Origin of the sequence: Pseudonocardia sp. (assembly GCF_035305885.1) — a bacterium.
In the GTDB taxonomy this organism is placed as follows: domain Bacteria; phylum Actinomycetota; class Actinomycetes; order Mycobacteriales; family Pseudonocardiaceae; genus Pseudonocardia.
In genome coordinates this window covers 23,743-40,788 of the sequence record NZ_DATGOP010000118.1, presented here as the reverse complement: position 1 = coordinate 40,788, position 17,046 = coordinate 23,743, and the positions used below count along the sequence as shown (strand labels likewise).

Annotated in this window: 16 protein-coding genes; 6 read left to right on the top strand and 10 right to left on the bottom strand. The window is 76.0% G+C overall.

Annotated elements, in window-relative coordinates; all coding sequences use genetic code 11:
- Positions 1–3: 3 nt before the first annotated feature.
- From VKZ81_RS26585 to VKZ81_RS26570, 4 genes are read right to left on the bottom strand one after another with little or no spacing between them, the layout of a single operon-like run.
- Entirely contained in the window at positions 4–945 is a 942-nt protein-coding gene (locus VKZ81_RS26585; RefSeq protein ID WP_324244427.1) for a phytoene/squalene synthase family protein, read from the bottom strand.
- Complete coding sequence (gene mptB, locus VKZ81_RS26580; RefSeq protein ID WP_324244426.1) at positions 923–2,563, bottom strand: polyprenol phosphomannose-dependent alpha 1,6 mannosyltransferase MptB; 1,641 nt, start codon at positions 2,561–2,563, stop codon at positions 923–925. Before mptB ends, VKZ81_RS26585 begins: the two co-directional genes overlap by 23 nt.
- Before the next feature lie 28 nt (positions 2,564–2,591).
- Positions 2,592–4,205, bottom strand: coding sequence for a phytoene desaturase family protein (gene crtI / locus VKZ81_RS26575; RefSeq protein ID WP_324244425.1), 1,614 nt, complete (start codon positions 4,203–4,205; stop codon positions 2,592–2,594).
- Entirely contained in the window at positions 4,202–5,326 is a 1,125-nt protein-coding gene (locus VKZ81_RS26570; protein WP_414709482.1) for a polyprenyl synthetase family protein, read from the bottom strand. The genes crtI and VKZ81_RS26570 overlap by 4 nt, the downstream gene beginning before the upstream one ends.
- A 175-nt stretch (positions 5,327–5,501) precedes the next feature.
- Between VKZ81_RS26570 and metF the strand changes: the two genes are divergently transcribed.
- Positions 5,502–6,398 (top strand): methylenetetrahydrofolate reductase [NAD(P)H], encoded by an 897-nt coding sequence (metF, locus tag VKZ81_RS26565; protein WP_324244424.1) that lies wholly within the window; start codon positions 5,502–5,504, stop codon positions 6,396–6,398.
- Here metF and VKZ81_RS26560 read toward each other — a convergent pair.
- Entirely contained in the window at positions 6,385–7,038 is a 654-nt protein-coding gene (locus VKZ81_RS26560; protein WP_324244423.1) for an LppM family (lipo)protein, read from the bottom strand. The genes metF and VKZ81_RS26560 overlap by 14 nt on opposite strands.
- Positions 7,039–7,160: 122 nt before the next feature.
- Complete coding sequence (locus VKZ81_RS26555; RefSeq protein WP_324244422.1) at positions 7,161–7,736, bottom strand: GNAT family N-acetyltransferase; 576 nt, start codon at positions 7,734–7,736, stop codon at positions 7,161–7,163.
- A 205-nt stretch (positions 7,737–7,941) separates the two neighbouring features.
- On the opposite strand from VKZ81_RS26555, the gene VKZ81_RS26550 reads away from it, so the two are divergent.
- Positions 7,942–8,256 (top strand): hypothetical protein, encoded by a 315-nt coding sequence (locus VKZ81_RS26550; protein ID WP_324244421.1) that lies wholly within the window; start codon positions 7,942–7,944, stop codon positions 8,254–8,256.
- A gap of 31 nt (positions 8,257–8,287) precedes the next feature.
- Positions 8,288–8,767 carry an SAV_6107 family HEPN domain-containing protein gene (locus tag VKZ81_RS26545; protein ID WP_324244420.1) on the top strand — a complete coding sequence of 160 codons (480 nt, stop codon included), beginning with the start codon at positions 8,288–8,290 and terminating at the stop codon, positions 8,765–8,767.
- A 15-nt stretch (positions 8,768–8,782) separates the two neighbouring features.
- On the opposite strand, the gene VKZ81_RS26540 is transcribed toward VKZ81_RS26545, so the two are convergent.
- Complete coding sequence (locus tag VKZ81_RS26540) at positions 8,783–9,661, bottom strand: ParA family protein (RefSeq protein WP_324244567.1); 879 nt, start codon at positions 9,659–9,661, stop codon at positions 8,783–8,785.
- Between the two features lie 57 nt (positions 9,662–9,718).
- On the opposite strand from VKZ81_RS26540, the gene VKZ81_RS26535 reads away from it, so the two are divergent.
- Together VKZ81_RS26535 and VKZ81_RS26530 are read left to right on the top strand one after the other, a co-directional pair.
- On the top strand, positions 9,719–10,477 hold the full coding sequence (locus VKZ81_RS26535; RefSeq protein ID WP_324244419.1) for an SAM-dependent methyltransferase: 759 nt from the start codon (positions 9,719–9,721) through the stop codon (positions 10,475–10,477).
- Positions 10,478–10,879: 402 nt separating this feature from the next.
- A complete protein-coding gene (locus VKZ81_RS26530) occupies positions 10,880–11,260 on the top strand; it encodes an SCO2097 family morphological protein (protein WP_324244418.1) in 381 nt (126 codons plus the stop codon).
- 168 nt (positions 11,261–11,428) lie between these two features.
- Here the strand turns inward: VKZ81_RS26530 and VKZ81_RS26525 are convergent, their stop codons facing one another.
- From VKZ81_RS26525 to VKZ81_RS26515, 3 genes are all read right to left on the bottom strand, one after another.
- Positions 11,429–13,606, bottom strand: a complete 2,178-nt coding sequence (locus tag VKZ81_RS26525) for a transglutaminase TgpA family protein (protein WP_324244417.1) — start codon at positions 13,604–13,606, stop codon at positions 11,429–11,431.
- Between the two features lie 206 nt (positions 13,607–13,812).
- The gene (locus tag VKZ81_RS26520) at positions 13,813–14,982 is read right to left on the bottom strand and encodes a DUF58 domain-containing protein (RefSeq protein ID WP_324244416.1); all 1,170 of its coding nucleotides are present in this window, start codon (positions 14,980–14,982) and stop codon (positions 13,813–13,815) included.
- Between the two features lie 77 nt (positions 14,983–15,059).
- Positions 15,060–16,031 carry an AAA family ATPase gene (locus tag VKZ81_RS26515; RefSeq protein WP_324244566.1) on the bottom strand — a complete coding sequence of 324 codons (972 nt, stop codon included), beginning with the start codon at positions 16,029–16,031 and terminating at the stop codon, positions 15,060–15,062.
- A 464-nt stretch (positions 16,032–16,495) separates the two neighbouring features.
- On the opposite strand from VKZ81_RS26515, the gene mraZ reads away from it, so the two are divergent.
- A complete protein-coding gene (gene mraZ / locus VKZ81_RS26510; RefSeq protein ID WP_324244565.1) occupies positions 16,496–16,927 on the top strand; it encodes a division/cell wall cluster transcriptional repressor MraZ in 432 nt (143 codons plus the stop codon).
- Positions 16,928–17,046: the final 119 nt, after the last annotated feature.

Here is a 17,046-nt window from a genome sequence, read left to right as displayed (position 1 = left end):
GCGTCAGGCCGTCGCACGGGCGGCGAGCGCCCGCACCAGGCCGGGCACGGCCACCGCGGCCCGGGTGCGCCGGGGGACCGCGACCCGGCGGTGGAGGACGTCGTGGTCGACGGCCTCGATCCGGTCGAGGATGCCCTGGTAGAGGGTGAACGCACAGGTCACGCAGGCCCGGGAGACCGGTTCGAGCATCCCGATGCCGGGTGCGGCGCGCCGGTAGACCGCGCGCGTGTGCGCCACGAGGTGGGCGAGCGCGCGGCGCACGCGCGGGTCCGGCCTGCGGGTGCGCCGACACCACAGCAGGAGCTCCCGGTCGACGCCGAAGGCCGCGAGCTCGTCGGTGGGCAGGTACACGCGGCCCCGATCGAGGTCCTCGCCGACGTCGCGCAGGAAGTTCGTGAGCTGGAATGCCACGCCGAGCGCCGCGGCGGGCCCCTCGGCCTCCGCCCGCGGGACCACGGTGCCGAGCACGGGCAGCATCATCAGGCCGATCACGGCGGCCGAGCCGTGCACGTACCGGGCCAGCTCGTCGAACGTGGCGTACTCGGTGACCTCGGTGTCCATCCGCATGGAGCGCAGGAAGTCGGTGAAGAGGGCCGGGTCGAGCGCGTAGCGGCGGGCCGTGTCGGCGACGGCGGCGAGCACGGGGTGCTGCGCCCGGCCGGAGGCGAACGCCTCCTGCAGGGAGGCGCCCAGCCGGTCGAGTTCGGCCGCCTTCTCCGCGGCCGGGCGGGCGTCGCCGAGGTCGTCGACGATCTCGTCGGCGTAGCGCGCGAACCCGTACACCGCGTGCACGGCGGGCCTGCGCGCGGCGGGCAGCAGGCGGGTGGCGAGGAAGTACGTGCGGCCGTGGTGGGCGTTCAGGGCCCGGCAGACGGCGTAGCCGGCCCGCAGCGCCGGGTCGGTGATGCCGGCGGCGTCGAGCTCAGCCGCGGCTGCGGTCGGCACCGTCGGGGACGGGGACGGGGGCCGGTCGGCGGGAGCGCTCCGGGGCCCCTGCGGACAGGCGCAGCGGGTCGGGGCGCACCAGCGAGATGGCGGCGACCACGCCCACCACCGCCCACGCGACGAGGTACGGCGGGTTGTAGAGGGCGTCCTCGCCGTCGGAGTAGTAGCAGATCGTCAGCATCACCGAGATGAACACGGTGACCTGCAGCGCCCGCACCGACCACGCGGCGGCCGCGACCAGCGCCATGCCCCAGCTGACGTACCAGGGCAGCATCGCGGGCGAGAGCACCGCGGTGGCGAGCAGCACGACGCCCGCGCGGCGGACGGCGTCCGGGCCGCCGTCGCGGGCCGCCCACCACTGCCGCACGGCGATGTAGACCAGGAGGATCGCGCCGAGCACCCGCGCCACGTTGATGAACGGCTGCTTCGGCACGTTGACGAGCATGCTGACCAGGGTGTGGCTGAACTCGCCCACGGCGGTCGGGAGCGACATCCAGTTCACGATCATCGACGGCGCGCTCAGCGCGGGCAGCCAGCCCAGGTTCACCTGGGCGGCGAGCGTGCACGCGGCGAACACCGCCACGAAGACCGCGACCCCGGCGCCGATCGCCTTCGCGATGCGCACCCGCTGCGAGCCGGACAGCCGGGCCGCCCACACCAGCACGAGGAACGGCAGCGCGATCACCGCGCTCGCCTTCACGGCCATCGCCAGCGTGGCGAGCGCGATGCCGAGGGCGTGGCGGCCGCGGAGCGCGGCGAGCGCCCCCGTGGCGAGGAAGCCGACCACGAGCAGGTCGTTGTGGCCCCCACCGACCATGTGGACGACCATCACCGGGTTGGCCACCGCCACCCACAGCGCCACCGCGACGCGGCCGCCGAGGCGGCGGGTGAGCTCGGGCAGCGCCCACACGAACAGCAGCAGGCCGGGCAGCAGCGCCAGCCGCATCAGCACGACGCCGAGGATGATCTGATCGCCGGTGACCCACGCGACGGCCTTCGCGATCAGGATGAACAGCGGCCCGTAGGGCGCGGGGGTGTCCTGCCAGAAGTAGTGGACGTTGTCGGCGAAGATCCCCGGCATCGCCTCCGGCCCGACCTCGTAGGGGTCGAAGCCGGCGAGCGGGAGCCCGCCCTGGGCGAGGTAGCTGAAGATGTCGCGGGTGAACAGCGGCGGCGCGAACAGCAGCGGCGCCATCCACACGACGGCCGTGGTGAGCACCGCCCGGCCGCCGACGCGGCGGGCGAGCACCTCGCGGCCGAGCCGGATCCACGCCCAGACCATCAGCCCGACGCCGCCGTAGATGAGCATGGCCGCGAGGTCGCGGCCGTGCCCGTAGCGCCAGAAGCCGAGCGGCGAGTTGGTGAGGATCGGGTCGTGCACCAGCACGCCGCCCGCGCCGAACCCGCCGATGAGCAGCATCAGCGCGGCCGCGAAACCCATCAGGAGCGGCCGCCGGGGCGGTCGGCCGAACCGGTCGCGCCACGATCGCCGGACGGCGGGACGAGCTTCGGCGGAGGGCGGCGCGTCGAGGATCTCGGGCGCACCGCCGGGCGCGGCTGCGCGTTCCGCTGCCGTGTCGGGGAGCGTCGACCCGTCGACCGGTGATGGTGGCTTCATGACGCGATCCATGCTCGCACGACCCGTGTCAGGCGCCGGTGGGTACCCTGCGGCGCGCCCGTGGGGCACGGCGGGCGGCACCCGTGATGCGCTGCGCGGCCAGCCGGCCCGAGATCAGCACCGTGGGGATCCCCACTCCGGGGGTCGTGCCGCAGCCGGCGAGCACGGCGTTGTCCAGCCCTCGCACGAGGTTGCGCGGGCGGAACGGGCCGGTCTGGGCGAGGGTGTGGGCGGCCGAGAACGGCGTCCCCGCGGCGTGCCCGGCCGCCGCCCAGTCCGCGGGGGTCACCAGGTGGGCGACGTCCACGTCGCCGAGGTCGAGGCCGCGGGCGGCGAGCACGCGCAGCAGCTCGTCGCGGTAGGCGGGACCGACCCGGGGCCAGTCGACGCGCCCGCGGGCGAGGTTCGGGCACGGCGCGAGCACGTACAGCAGGTCGCCGCCCGGCGGGGCGAGCCCGGGGTCGGTGGCGGTGGGGCGGGTGACGAGCAGCGACGGGTCGCTCATCAACCGGCCCTCGTCGATGATCTCGTCGAACGTGCGGCGCCACGCCGCGCCGAACGAGATCGTGTGGTGGGTGAGCCCCGTGGTCGGGGTGCGCAGCCCGGCGTGCAGCACGACGGCGCTGGGCGACCACCGCAGCGGCACCACCCGGCGCGGGGTTCGCCCGATCAGGTCGTGCACGACCGGCAGGTCGGGGGTGAGCACCACGGCGTCGCACGGGAGGCGCTCGCTGCCGGCGTCCCCGGGTGAGCCGTCGGTTGCGCTGTGGCCGTTTGCGCTGTGGCCGTTTGCGCTGTGGCCGGTTGCGCGGTGGTCGGTTGCGCTGTGGCGGACCGCGGTGACCCGCCCGTCGCGGCGTTCCAGCCCGGTGACCGTGCGCCCGTAGTGGAACGCGCCGCCGGCGCGGGCGGCGGCGTCGGCGAGCGCCTGCGCGACCCGCCGCATCCCGCCGCGGGGGAAGTACACGCCCGCGACCGTGTCCATGTAGGCGATCACGCCGTAGGCGCCGAGTGCCCGCTGCGGCGGCACTCCGGCGTACAGGGCCTGGAACGTGAAGATCCGCTGCAGCCGCTCGTCGGGCAGCATCCGGGCCACCCGCGGGCCGAGCCTGCCGAACCCGCCGAGCGCGGCGAGCCGCGCCAGGTCGGGGCCCAGCAGGCCGAGCGGCGAGTCGTGGTTGGCGCCGATGAACCGGTCGATCTCCACCTCGTAGAGCCGGGTGAGCCACGACCGCAGCCGCTGGTAGCCCGCGGCGGCCGCCGGGCCGCAGGTGGCGCGGACCTCCTCGGCCATCGCCTCCGGGTCGGTGTGCACGTCGATGGTGGAGCCGTCGGCGAAGCGGGCGCGGTAGGCCGGGCGCAGCTGCACGAGGTCGAGCCGGTCCTCGAGCCGCTCCCCGACCGCGGAGAGGGCCTCGCCGACCAGCTCGGGCATGGTGAGCACGGTCGGCCCCGGGTCGACCCGGTAGGTCCCGCGCTCCGAGCGCAGGTCGAGCCGCCCGGCGCGCCCGCCCGGGTGGTCGGCGCGTTCCAGCACGGTGACCCGCCTGCCCGCGCCGAGCAGGTGCAGCGCGGCCGACAGGCCCGCGAGCCCGGCGCCCACGACCACCACGTGGTCGGTGCGGCCGGGGACGCGCCTCAACTGCGGCGCCGGGTCGCCGACACCGCCAGCTCGGCGAGCTGGGACGCGGCCGGCTCGGCGACGTCGGCGGCCGAGAGCGCGTCGAGCGCGGACCCGGTGAGCGCGGCGATGCGCTGCTCGACCGCCTGCACGGCGCCCAGGTCGGTGAGCAGCCCGCGCACCCGGTCGACGCCCGCCTCGTCCAGGCCGGGGTCGCCGACGGCGTCCAGGATCGCCTGGCGCGCCTCGGGCCGACCCTGCTGCTCGGCGCGTTCGACCGCGACGGCCACCAGCAGCGTGCGCTTGCCCTCGCGCAGGTCGTCGCCGGCGGGCTTGCCGGTGACCTCGGGGTCGCCGAACACGCCGAGCAGGTCGTCGCGCAGCTGGAAGGCGACGCCGATGTCGGCGCCGAACCGGCGGTAGGCGCTCACCAGGTCGGCCGGGGCGTCGGCGAGCGCCGCCCCGAGGTGCAGCGGGCGCTCGACGGTGTAGGCGGCGGTCTTGTAGCGGTCGATCTGCAGCGCCGCCCGCACCGAGGTGTCGCCCGTGGACTGGTGCAGCACGTCCAGGTACTGCCCGCCGAGCACCTCGGTGCGCATCGCGCGCCACGCCGGCGCCGCCCGGCGCAGGGCCGCCGGTGGGAGACCCGCGGCGTGCAGCATGTCGTCGGCCCACGCGAGCGCGAGGTCGCCGAGGAGGATCGCGGCGGCCGCGCCGAACCGGGCGGGCTGGCCGCGCCAGCGCGCCGCGGCGTGCTTGCGGGCGAACTCGACGTGCACGGTCGGCCGGCCGCGGCGGGTGGCGGAGGCGTCCATGAGGTCGTCGTGGATGAGCGCGCTCGCCTGGATGAGCTCGAGCGCGCTGATCGCGCGCAGCACCGCGAGCGCCTCGGGGGCCTCGACCTCACCGCCTGCGCCGCGCCAGCCCCACCACGCGAACGTGGGGCGGATCCGCTTGCCGCCGCGGAGGACGAAGTCGGCGAGCGCCTCGGTGGCTTCCCCGAACACCGGGTCGATCGTGCCGGCATCGGCCGTGCGGCTGCGCAAGTAGGTGGTCAGCGCCGCCTCGACGGCGGCGGTGAGCTCCGAGTCGGCGGGGCCCGTACCGTCGTCGGGAGGGGGGCCCGGACTCGGGTGGGGCACGGTGCCCGCGCGGCTCACGGGGACCACCCCGCGGGCCGGGGGCGGGGGAGCGGGTATCGGGTGGAGCGGGGCACGGGGCCGAGCGTAACGGCCGGTCACCGGGCCCGCGAGTCGTCGGAGCGACCGATGCCGGAGCGGAACGGGGCCGTCGGACGCAGCGACTACGCTCCAGTGTGTGAAGGTCACCCAGCGGATCAGCGGCGACCGACCGGTGTTCTCGGTCGAGTTCTTCCCGCCCAAGGACGAGGCGGGGGAGGCGGAGCTGTGGCGCGCGATCCGGCGCCTCGAGCCGCTGGACCCGGCCTTCGTGTCCGTCACCTACGGCGCGGGCGGCTCCAGCCGGGACCGCACGATCCGCACCACCGCGCGCATCGCCACCGACACCACGCTCGTGCCGATGGCGCACCTGACCGCCGTCTCGCACTCGGTGGCCGAGCTGCGGCAGGTGGTCGGGGCCTACGCCGCGGCGGGCATCTCCAACATCCTCGCGGTCAGGGGCGACCCTCCCGGCGACCCGCTCGGTGAGTGGGTGCCGCACCCGCAGGGCCTGACCTACGCCGAGGACCTCGTGCGGCTGGTGCGCAGGCTGGGCGACTTCTGCGTCGGCGTGGCCGCCTTCCCGTACGGCCACCCGCGCTCGCCCGACCTCGACTCCGACCTCGCCCGGCTCGTCGCCAAGATCCGCGCGGGCGCCGACTTCGCGATCAGCCAGCTGTTCTTCGAGCCCGACGGCTTCCTGCGGCTGCGCGACCGGCTCGCCGCGGCGGGCTGTGAGGTGCCGCTGCTGCCCGGCATCATGCCGCTCACCACGGTGCGCACGCTGCGCCGCGGCCCCGAGCTGTCGGGGGCCCCGCTGCCGCCCGCGCTCGTCGATCGGATGGAGCGCTACGCCGACGACCCGGCCGCGTTCCGCGCCGAGGGCATGGACGTCACCGCCGAGCTGTGCGCCCGCCTGCTCGCCGAGGGCGTGCGCGGGCTGCACTTCTACACGCTCAACCGGTCGCTCGCCACGGTGGAGCTCGTGCGGCGGCTCGGCATCGGGGCGCGGCGCCCCGCGCTCAGCGGGAGTTGACCGGCGGGTTGCGGGTGCGGCGGGCCGCCAGCACCACCACCGCGGAGGCGAGCGCCACCAGCGTGGCCACCCCGAGCGTCCAGTTGACCGGGGACGGCGCCTGCGGGTCGGGGTAGGCCACCACGGCCGAGAAGTCGCCGACCTCGCCCGGGGTGAACGTCCAGGCCACCTCGCTGGAGTCGGCGTCGCCGTTGGACTCGACGATCTGGCCGGGGAAGTTCATCTTCAGCTGGAAGTCGGCGCGGTCGACCGCCACCGTGGTGAGGTCGACGGCCCCGCCGACCAGCACCCGGCTGCCCGCCCGGCGCATCTCGAACCGGACCTTGCTGCCCTCCGGGCCGACGGCCTGGGTGAGCTGGGAGGTCTGCTCGAACGTCAGGTCGTCGAACCGCAGCACCGACCCGGCGTAGCCGTCCTGGCGGTACTCCGAGACGTCGACGTCGTCCTCCAGGTCGGGCGGCAGCGTGATCGCGGGCCCCGGGTCGTCCGGCCCCTTCTCGGGCGTGGCCACGACGATCTGCCCGGTGACCGTGTCGTCCGGCTGCACCGCGAGCGCCGCCTGCACCCTGGCGCACCCGCCGAGCGCGAACGCGGCGAGCAGCAGTCCGAGGAGCAGCGGGATCCGTCGGGAGGTGGGCACGGGTGCATCGTGCCAAACCGGTACCGGCCCTCCGCGGACCCGCGCCCGCACGGTCGGGGTCGTTCGAACGGCCCAGGACGGCCCAGGACGGCCCAGCACGGCCCAGCACGGCCAAGCACGGCTCAGCGGGGCGGGGGCAGGGGGAGGGGCCGGCCCAGCACCGCGAAGGGGCGGGCGTCGCCGGTGAAGCGGTGCTGGCGCAGCACGTCGGTGAAGCCCGCCCGCCGGTAGAGCCGCCACGCCCGGCCGGGTTCCTCGGACCCGTACTCGGGGGTGGACAGCAGCACCCGGGCGTTCGGGACGTCGGCGAGCAGCGCGCGCAGCAACGCCTCGCCCAGCCCGTGGCCCTGCGCGTCCGGGCGGACGTGCAGCTCGGTGAGCTCGAAGTAGTCCTGCAACCAGTGCTGGGCCTCGGGACCGGCCGCGGCGAGGCCGCGGCGCACCTCCTCGTACCACCACTGGCCGGGCCCACCGGCGTAGCCGTAGGCGATCCCCAGGAGGGAACCCGCCGCGTCGAGCCAGCCGACGGCGCGCCAGCCGGGCCTGCGGACGTGTTCGAGCCACAGCGTGCGCCGGTGGCGCGCGGTGCTGGGCGGGTAGCCCATCGCGGAGACGTAGACGTGCAGCGCTTCGGTGAGCCGGTCGGCGAGGTCGTCCGGTCCGAACCGGACGAGCTGACGCGCCGGTGCCCTGGTCACCCGTCCATCTCACCACGTTCCGGCCGCGCAGGCACCCGTGGCGCCCCGGACTTGACGCGAAGGCCGGGGCGCGCTTCACTGGAGACCGATCGAACATGTGTTCGATCTCGTCGCCCCGGTCGGTGGGGTGGGGGAAGCACCCCGCCACCGGGTGCGGCGAACCTGCCGGTGGGAGGGAGCGTATGCCGGTGAGCGAGGGTGTGCGATGGGCCCGTTGAACCTGTTCGGATCGGGACAGCCCACGCCGGTGCAGGTGCGGTGGCAGGACGGCGAGCCCGTCGAGTTCCAGCGCAGGCCCTCCCGGCGCGGTCCCCGTTACCTGATCACCGACGTCCGCGATCGGTGGATCGAGGAGTCGCCGTGGCCGTTCCCGTCGCCCATGCCGGTCGGGGGCGACCGGCTGCGCTGCTGGCGGGTGGTGGCCCGGTCGGCGGGCGAACCGGAGGCGCCGGCCCGCGAGTTCGTGCTCCGCATGCGGGCCGGCCCCGGCGTGTGGGACCTCGTCCGGGTTGCCGACTGACGATCACGGCCGCAAGGCATGGAGGGCGACGATGACGATCACCACCTCGGCCGGCACCCAGGCGCGGGTGCCCGCGCAGCGCCCACCCCACCGCGCGGGGCCCGTCCCGCGGCGGCCGGTGCCCCCACCGGCCGCCGCGCCCACCCCGCGCGCGGCGCTGGGCCTGCTGCGCCAGGCCGCCGACGGGCTCGCCGAGGCCCACCGCACCGACGACCCGCTGCGCCGCTACCCGGAGGCCTACCTCGCGGCGCTGCGCGCGGCGGCGGCCGTGCTCGCGGTGCGGGCGCGCCCGCAGCCCCGACGCGGGGCCAGCCGCAACGTCTGGGAGCTGCTGGCCGAGGTGGCGCCGGAGCTCGCGGAGTGGGCGGCGTTCTTCGCGGCCTGCTCGGCCACCCGGGCCGCGGCCGAGGCGGGCATCGCGCGGCTCGTCGGGCGGCGCGACGCCGACGACATGCTGCGCCAGGCCGAGCAATTCGTCGGCCTCGTCACCGCGTCGATCCCGGTGCGCTGAGGCAGACCCGCGGCCTCAGTGCGCGGCGGGCTGGTCCCAGTGCGCCGCGGCCTGCGTCGGGAACGCCTCGGCCGGGTCGGGGCGGCGCTCGCTGCGCAGCACCCGGCCCAACAGGAGGGTGAAGACGGCCGACGCCTCCCGAGCGCCGGGCGTGTCCCAGCGCTGGATGGGCATGCACGCGCCCTGGGCCTGCTGGATGGCGGACCGGTCGGGGAGCACGCCGGAGAGCACGAGCGGGCCGAACAGCTCCCGCAGCTCGCTGATGCGGAACTCGTGCTCGGTGTTGCGCGGCCGGACCCGGTTGATCAGCACACCGAGCGGCTGCAGGTCGGGGTTGCCGCGCTGACGCTCGGTCTGCACGGCGTCGAAGGCGCGCTGCACGCCCGACACCGCGAACATCGTCGGGTCGGTCACGAGCACCGCCCGGTGGGTGGCGGCGAGCGCGCTGCGGGTGAGCTGCCCAAGCGACGGCGGGCAGTCGATGATCACCAGCCGGTACGGCTCCCCGCCGTGGTCGGCGGACGGGTCGGCGAGCAGGTTCTCGGCGTTCACCAGCCGGTGCAGCGCCCGCCGCAGCTGGTCGAGCTGCTTGGGGCTCGGTTCGGGATGGTTGTGCCGCTCGGTCTGCTCGGCCCCGACGAGGACGTCGAGGCCCTCGCCCCAGCCGCTGCGTGCGATCGCCCGGTGCAGCACCGAGCGGCGCGGCTCGTCGAGCACGTCGGCCACCGTGGCCGTGGTGGGCCCGGGATCGAGGGCGATCGTGGCGTTCGCCTGGGGATCGAGATCCACCACGAGCGTGCGCACGCCGTGCTGCAGCGCCGCGCCGGCCAGCCCGAGCGCGACGGTGGTCTTGCCGACCCCGCCCTTCAAGCTCAATGTGGCCACCACCAGCACGGCGATCAACCTACCTCTTCGGGGTGAGGACTAGTCTGCCGCCGTGAGGCTCGCATGGTGAGTGGTCCGACGGCCGAGGTGGCCGGCGTCGACGGCGGCGTGGTCCAGCGCGCGCTCGCCGCCGAGATCACGCGCGTGCGCGAGGACCGACCGGGCCGCCCGCCCCACGTGCTCGACGTCGGCGGCGGTAGCGGCGCCTGGGCGGTGCCGCTCGCGCGGCTCGGCTGCGCGGTCACGGTCGTCGACAACAGCCCGAACGCGCTCGCCGCCCTGCAGCGCAGGGCGCGCGAGGCCGGCGTGGCCGAGCTCGTCACCGCCGTCCAGGGCGACGTCGACGCGCTCGCCGAGGTCGTCCCGGCCGGGGGAGCGGACCTGGTGCTCGGCCACGGCCTGCTCGAGGTCGTCGACGACGCCGCGGCCGCGGTGGACGCGCTCGCCACGGCCACCGCCGGGGGCGGGGCGGTCTCATTGCTCGTCGCCGGCCGCTACGGCGCGGTGCTCACCCGGACCCTCACGGGCAAGCTCGCCGAGGCGCGGGCGCTGCTCACCGACCCCGACGGGCGGTTCGGGCCCGGCGACGCGCTGCGCAGGCGCCTCGACGCGGCGTCCCTGCGCGGGCTGTTGGAGTCCACCGGTGCGCTCCGGGTCGAGCTGCTGCAGGGCGACGGCGTGCTCGACTGCTGGGTCCCCGGCGCCGTGCGCGACGGCGGGCCCGCGGTCGCGCGGGAGATCGCCGAGCTGGAGCACCTCGCCGCCGCGGCGGCGCCGCTGCTCGACGTCGCGGCCCGGCTCCACGTGCTGGCCCGCCGCACCTGACCCCGGCAGCCGCCCGATCGGCCGCGCGTTCGGCGCACCGGATCGCCCGTTCGGCGACGACTGCGACATTGATCACGGTGTGATCACGAGGGGGGCACGGGTTGATCGCGTCGGGCGGACCCGATGTGACCGAGTCGGCACGGGGGGTGGCCGGGGCGCTCCCTGATCCGTTCCCAGGTCGCGCACCTGCGACGATGCCCGCTCCGGTGCCCCGGACGCCCCGTGGTCGCGCGCCCGGCCGGGTGATCCGGCGAGATCGACCCGTCCGCTCGACGAGTGCGGGTGGTCGACGGGGCCTCAGGCTCGTATCCTCATCACCAGACGCCCAGCCTGGGCGCTCGTCGCGTCGTTCCGGCACCATGGAATATGACCGACAGGATGAACAGTGCCGGAGGTGAAGCCGTGCCCCTCTCCGAGCACGAGCAGCGGCTGCTCGAACAGATCGAGCGCGCGCTCTACGCCGAGGACCCGAAGTTCGCGTCGACCGTGCGCGGTGGACGGTTGCGCAAGCCGACGCGGCGTCGCCGCCTCCAGGGCGTTGCGCTGTTCGTCGTCGGTCTCGTGCTGCTCGTCGTCGGCGTCGCCGTGCAGCAGCTGTGGCTGGGGAGCTTCCCGGTGGTCAGCGTGATCGGGTTCCTCGCGATGCTCGGGGGAGCCGTGCTCGCGGTCACCTCCGTGGGAGGCAACAGCCAGGCCGCGCCGGCGAAGGACGCCGAGCCGGACAAGAACCGGTTCACCGGCCGGATGGAAGAGCGCTTCCGCCGCCGCTTCGAGCAGGAGTAAGCCCCGCCGAGAGGCCTCCGTCGACTGGCGCACGCACCGCCCGAGGGTGTGTGCGCCAGTTCGCGCTGTGCCGGTTCGTCCGTCTCGGCTCGCGCCGAGCCGCGCCGCCCGGCGCCCGGTCCGGCCCCGCACCCGCTCTGGGCCTCCGCCGAGGGCCCCGCCCCGGGATCAGCCCGGGGTGACGGACTCCGGCCGGTCGCCGCCCGCCCGGACCCGGGTCCGGCGCTCCCGCACGTGCTTCACCACCGAACGCGGCAGCAGCCTGCCCCGCAGCGACAGCGCGCTGCCCGCCGCGATCCCGGCGGCCACCGCCCGCACCGGCGCGTCGAGCTCGCCGGGGCCGGGGTGCCTGCCGCCGTACCAGCTCGCCTCCACCGCGCTGATGATCCGCCGCAGGGCCTGCTGCGCGTCCGGGTCGAGGTGGTGCTCGCGCACGAGCCGCCGCGCCGCCGCGCGGACCGTGTCGCTCGGCGGGCAGTCGGCGCCCCGGTCGGTCGACTCCGCCATCAGCTCCTCCCAGCCCGCGGTCGCCGCTTCCGCGCCACCGCGCGCCACGGCGGCGAAGCGGCGCCTGCGGTCGCGGATCCGCAGCGCGGCGGGCACCAGGGCCACCGCCGCGGCGGCGAGCGCGGCGACGAACGGCCACACCGGGATGTCGATGCCGGGCGCCTCGGGGGGAGGCGCCGACTCCAGCCGGGACGGGTCGGGCGTGCTGGGCTCGGGGAGCTGCGGGTCGCCCGAGTCCTGCTCCTCGGGCGCGGGCACGTCCTCGGCCTCCGCGGTGTCCTGCTCGCGGCCCGCCTGCTCGGCCTGCGCCTCCAGCACGTAGGGCGGGTCGATCCGGCGGCCGTCGGTCAGCGGGGTGGGGTCGAACGGGGTCCAGCCGATGCCGGGGAACCAGGCCTCCACCCACGCGTGCGCGTCGGCCGTGGTGATCGTGCGGTGGTCGCCCTGCTCGGTGCCCGCGGTGAACCCGATCGCGACGCGGGCGGGCACCCCGACGGTCCGCAGCATCACCGCCATCGCCGAGGCGAACTGCTCGCAGTAGCCGGTCTTGCCGACGGTCAGGAACTCCACGAGCGCGTCGTCGCCGTTGCCGGGGGCGGTCTGCAGCGAGTAGGTGAACTCCGAATCGGGCCCGGCGAACCAGTTCTGGATCGCGAACACCCGGTCGAAGCCCGGCCCGGCGTCGCCGATGACCTCCTGGGCGATCTCGGCGACGCGCGGGTCGACCCCGGTGGTGTCGAGGTACTCGAGGCCGACGCCCGCGATGCCCTGCGCGGCGCGCAGCTCCTGCATGGACGGGGTGAGCAGGATCGCCCGGTGCCGCCACGCGTCCTCCTGGCGGGGGCGACCGGAGTAGCCGGTGCCGCTGGCGGTGTCGTAGAGCCACTGGGAGTCGGGGAGGTCGGCGACGTCGATCGGCTCGCCGTAGAGCGGCAGCCAGTAGTCGCGGAAGGCCTCGTTGTCGATGCGGACGTCGACGAACTCGCCGGGCACGTCCGGCTGCTGCTGCACCGGCCCGGGCAGCGGGATCCCGGGCGCGGGCCGGGTGGCCTCCCAGCCGCGGTCGGGGACGTACTGGCGCAGGGTGAGCGCGCGCAGGTACGCGGGGCGGGTGAGCCCGCGGACCTCGAACAGCTCGATCGGCGTGCTCTGCTCGAGCTGCCCGCGCAGGGCCGTGAACGGCGTGAGCCCGATCGATCCCACCGGCCCGCTCCCGCCGCCCCCGGCGAACCGGCCCGCGGTGCCGATGAACGGCGTGACGACGCCGACGCCGAGCGCCACCACGACGGCCCCGGCCACGAGCGCCGTGCCGCCGGTCAGCTGGCTGTGCAGCCCGCCCGCGGCCACCAGCAGCAGCCCGAACCCGACCGCGGCGCCCGCCATCGCCCACCACGGGAGCAGCTGGTCGGCCAGCGCCGCGGGCACGGCGAAGACCGCGAGCAGCGGGACGCCGGCCGCCGCCGGGGCGCGCGCGAGCACCGCGGCCGCGTGGACGCCGATGGCGAGCAGGCCGAACGCGGCCGTGGTGAGGAACAGGATCTCCGGGGTGGCGGCGACCGGCGCGGTGCTGGTGTCGATCTGCTGGCCTGCGCCCGCGACGAGGTCGCCGAACCGGCCGAAGGCCGCGGGGCCCGGCAGGAACCCGAGCAGCGCCCCGTCGCCGAAGGAGATCGTGAGGACCAGCAGCACCGCGGCGCACTGGCCGATCACGGTGACCACCGGCCCGAGGCGGGGCAGGAGCAGGCCCACCGCGGTGACGGCCGCGATCACGGCGAGCGTGTGGCCGAACCAGGAAGCGCCCTGGATGACGGCGGTGATCGGGCCACAGGACAGCAGCACCGCCAGCCCGGATGCGACGGTCGCGATCCAGGGCGCCCGCCGGGCGGGCCCGCGCGGCGCCGCCGGTGGCGCCGCAGGCGGTGGTCCTGCCGGGCCCGCGTCGTCCGGGGCCGGCGGGTGCGGACGAGGTGCCCGCGCCCGCGCGGCCGGTTCGGCCGGCCGGCGCGGCCCCCGGGCCTGCCGCGGCGGTGGGGTGGCCGAGCGGGTCATCGCCGCCCCACCCCGGCGGGAGCCGCGCCCGCGACGAGCTGGTCCCACACCTGCGAGGGGGTGAGGCGCGCGGCGGCGACGGCGACGTGCCAGCCGGCGCGGCGCAGCGCTGCCGCGCCCTCGGCGACGGTGCTGCGGCCGCCCGCGGGGTCCCAGGTGGCGGTGTCGCACAGCACCGCGTGCCCCCCGGCGGGGTGGCGGGAGGTGAGCGCCTCGACGTCCCCCGGGGTGATCGCGCCCAGGACGGCGAGCACCTCGGTGCCCGCGGTGAGCTCGGGGCCCGCGAGGTCGGTGCGGGCCGAGGGGCGCAGGCCGGCGAGCGCGTCGAGCAGCTGCTCGCGCCCCGACGCCGAGCCGGGCGGGGTGAGCTCCACGCCGTCCTCGGTGACGAGCGTGACCGGTTCCCCGCGGGTGAAGAGGTGCACGCACACGCTGGCGGCGAGGCTGACGGCGAACTCGAGGCTCGAGTCGGCGCCCCGCCCGCGGTGGGCGCAGTCGCGACGGTCCAGCAGGAGGGTCATCCCGCCGCGCCACGGCCGTTCCTCGAGCCGCACCATCAGCTCGCCGTGCCGCGCGCTGCTGCGCCAGTGCACCCGGCGCAGCTCGTCGCCCTGCCGGTAGGGGCGGATCAGCACGTCGGTGCTGCCCGGGCCCTGGTGGCTGAGCGCGGCGCCCGCCGTGCCCTCGCCCGCGCCGAGCGCGGGGGGCACGCCGCGCAGCGGCACCACGCGGGGCAGGACGACCAGCCGCTGCGACCCGGCGAGCTCGTGGTCGAACTCGGCGAGGCCGAGCGGGTCGGTGGCGGTGCCGGTGAGGGGGCCGACCCGGTGCACGCCGCGCAGCACCGGCCGCAGGGGATAGCTGAGGGTGGCGGTGCCGCGGCTGGACAGGCGGTGCACCGTGAACCGCGGCGGGGCGTCGGCCTGCGGGCCCGCGGCGTCCGGCGCGGCGTCGCTGAGCCGCAGCGCCCCGAGCAGCGGCCCGCCCTCGAGCTGCAGCTCCACGTCGATGCCCGAGCCGACCGGCGCCCGCGGCGGGTCCAGGGTGCGCTCGGCCCGCACGGTGCGGCGGGTGCGGGCGGCGAGCAGCAGCGCGAGCAGCGGCAGCAGCGCCACGAACACGCCGGCCCGCAGCAGGTCGCGTTCGTCGAGGACGATGGCGCACACGCAGGTGGCACCGCCGCCCGCGAGCAGGCAGCGTCCACGGGTGGTGAGACCGGAGAAGCGGCCGCCGGGTGCCACGCCTAGCCGCCCCGGGGGGCGGGTACCGGGTGCCGGCCGAGCAGGCTGCGGACGATGTCGACGGCCGAGCGGCGGGCGGCCAGCGCGTCGGGCGTGAGCAGCAGCCGGTGGGCGAGCACCGGCACGGCGACGGCCTGCACGTCGTCGGGCACCACGAAGGCGCGGCCCGCGAGCGCGGCCTGGGCGCGCGCGGCGCGCACCAACTGCAGCGTGGCCCGGGGGGAGGCGCCGAGCCGCACGTCCGGGATGCGGCGGGTGGCCCCCACCAGGTCCACGCAGTACTGGCGCACCTCGGGCCCGACCCGCACCCGGCGGACGGCGTCGATGACCATGCGCACCCGCCGCGCGTCGGTGACCGGGCGCAGCATGTCCAACGGCTCGGCCATGCTGTGCTCGTCGACCATGGCGAGCTCGGCGGCCGGGTCGGGGTAGCCGACGCTCACGCGCGCGGTGAAGCGATCGCGCTGGGCCTCCGGGAGCGGGTAGGTCCCGTCCATCTCGATCGGGTTCTGCGTGGCCACGACCATGAACGGGCTGGCGAGCGCGTAGGTGGCGCCGTCGACGGTGACCTGGTGCTCGGCCATGCACTCCAGCAGCGCCGACTGCGTCTTCGGGGAGGCGCGGTTGATCTCGTCCGCGATCACGATGTTGGCGAAGACCGGGCCGGGGCGGAACTCGAACTCGGCGGTCTGCCGGTTGAACACCGACAGCCCGGTGATGTCGCCGGGCAGCAGGTCGGGGGTGAACTGCACGCGGCTGACCGCGCAGTCGATCGAGCGCGCGAGCGCCTTGGCCAGCGACGTCTTGCCGACGCCCGGCACGTCCTCCACCAGGAGGTGGCCCTCGGCGAGCAGGGTGACCAGGGCGACGCGCACCACGTCCGGCTTGCCGACGATGACGCGCTGGACGTTGGTGGCGATGCGACCGCACAGGTCCGCCACGTCGCCGAGACCGGCACCGGTGTCGCCGTCGATCCCGGGGCGGCTGCTCGTGGCGGTCACGACTGCTCCTCCGGTGACCTCGCACGCTCGGCCACGAGTCCTCCTCCGTGGTCGTCTCCCGCGCCTCGTGGGGGGCCGAGACGCGAGGCCCAGTCTGTCAAACAGCTGCGCGCATCTCCGCCCGATGGGGTAGGCGGCAGCCTCCCCACTCTGCCCCACCGCGTCGCTGCGTGCGCCCCTCGTGCGCCGTACGGGGGGCGGAATGCGGGCAGCAGCCGGGTGGATCGGGGCTCCCGGCCACTCGTGGTGCTCACCGTCCGGGTTGTGCGGTCGTCGCGCGAGCGGGTGGTCCCCCACCTTCCCCCACCGTTGCTGACCAGGGGTTTTCCCTTCCTTTTCCGGCGCGGCGAGCGGCGTTCCGAGTTGACGGTGGGGCGAAGTGGGGTAATGTGGTGATCGCTGGGGCTCGGGTGGGGCCGCAGGTGGAGGTGGGGCCGGTGTTCCTCGGCACCTACACCCCCAAGCTGGACGACAAGGGGCGGCTCACGTTGCCCGCGAAATTCCGCGACGAGCTGCGAGGCGGGCTGATGATCACGAAGGGGCAGGACCACTGCCTGTACGTGTTCACGCGCGAGGCCTTCACGGAGCTCGCGCAGAAGGTGGCGTCTGCTCCGCTGACGAGCGAGGCGGCCCGCGTCTTCCAGCGCAACCTCTTCTCCGGCACCGACGAGCAGCACCCCGACGCACAGGGGCGCATCGCCATCACGCCCGAGCTGCGCCGCTACGCGGGGCTCAAGAAGGAGTGCGTGGTGATCGGCGCGTTCACCCGTGCCGAGATCTGGGACGCCGAGGCCTGGCAGCGGTACCAGGAGCAGCACGAGGACACCTACGCCAAGGCGCAGGAGGAGGTGCTTCCCGGACTGATCTGAGCACGGGGCGAACGCCGGTGACCCGGCGGTGTCCCCACCCGGTAGCCCTGGCGCACCTTCCCCGGTGCCAGGTCTGCCGGGTGGAGGCATCGCCGTGGTCGCGAGGCGGCCGACGCGGG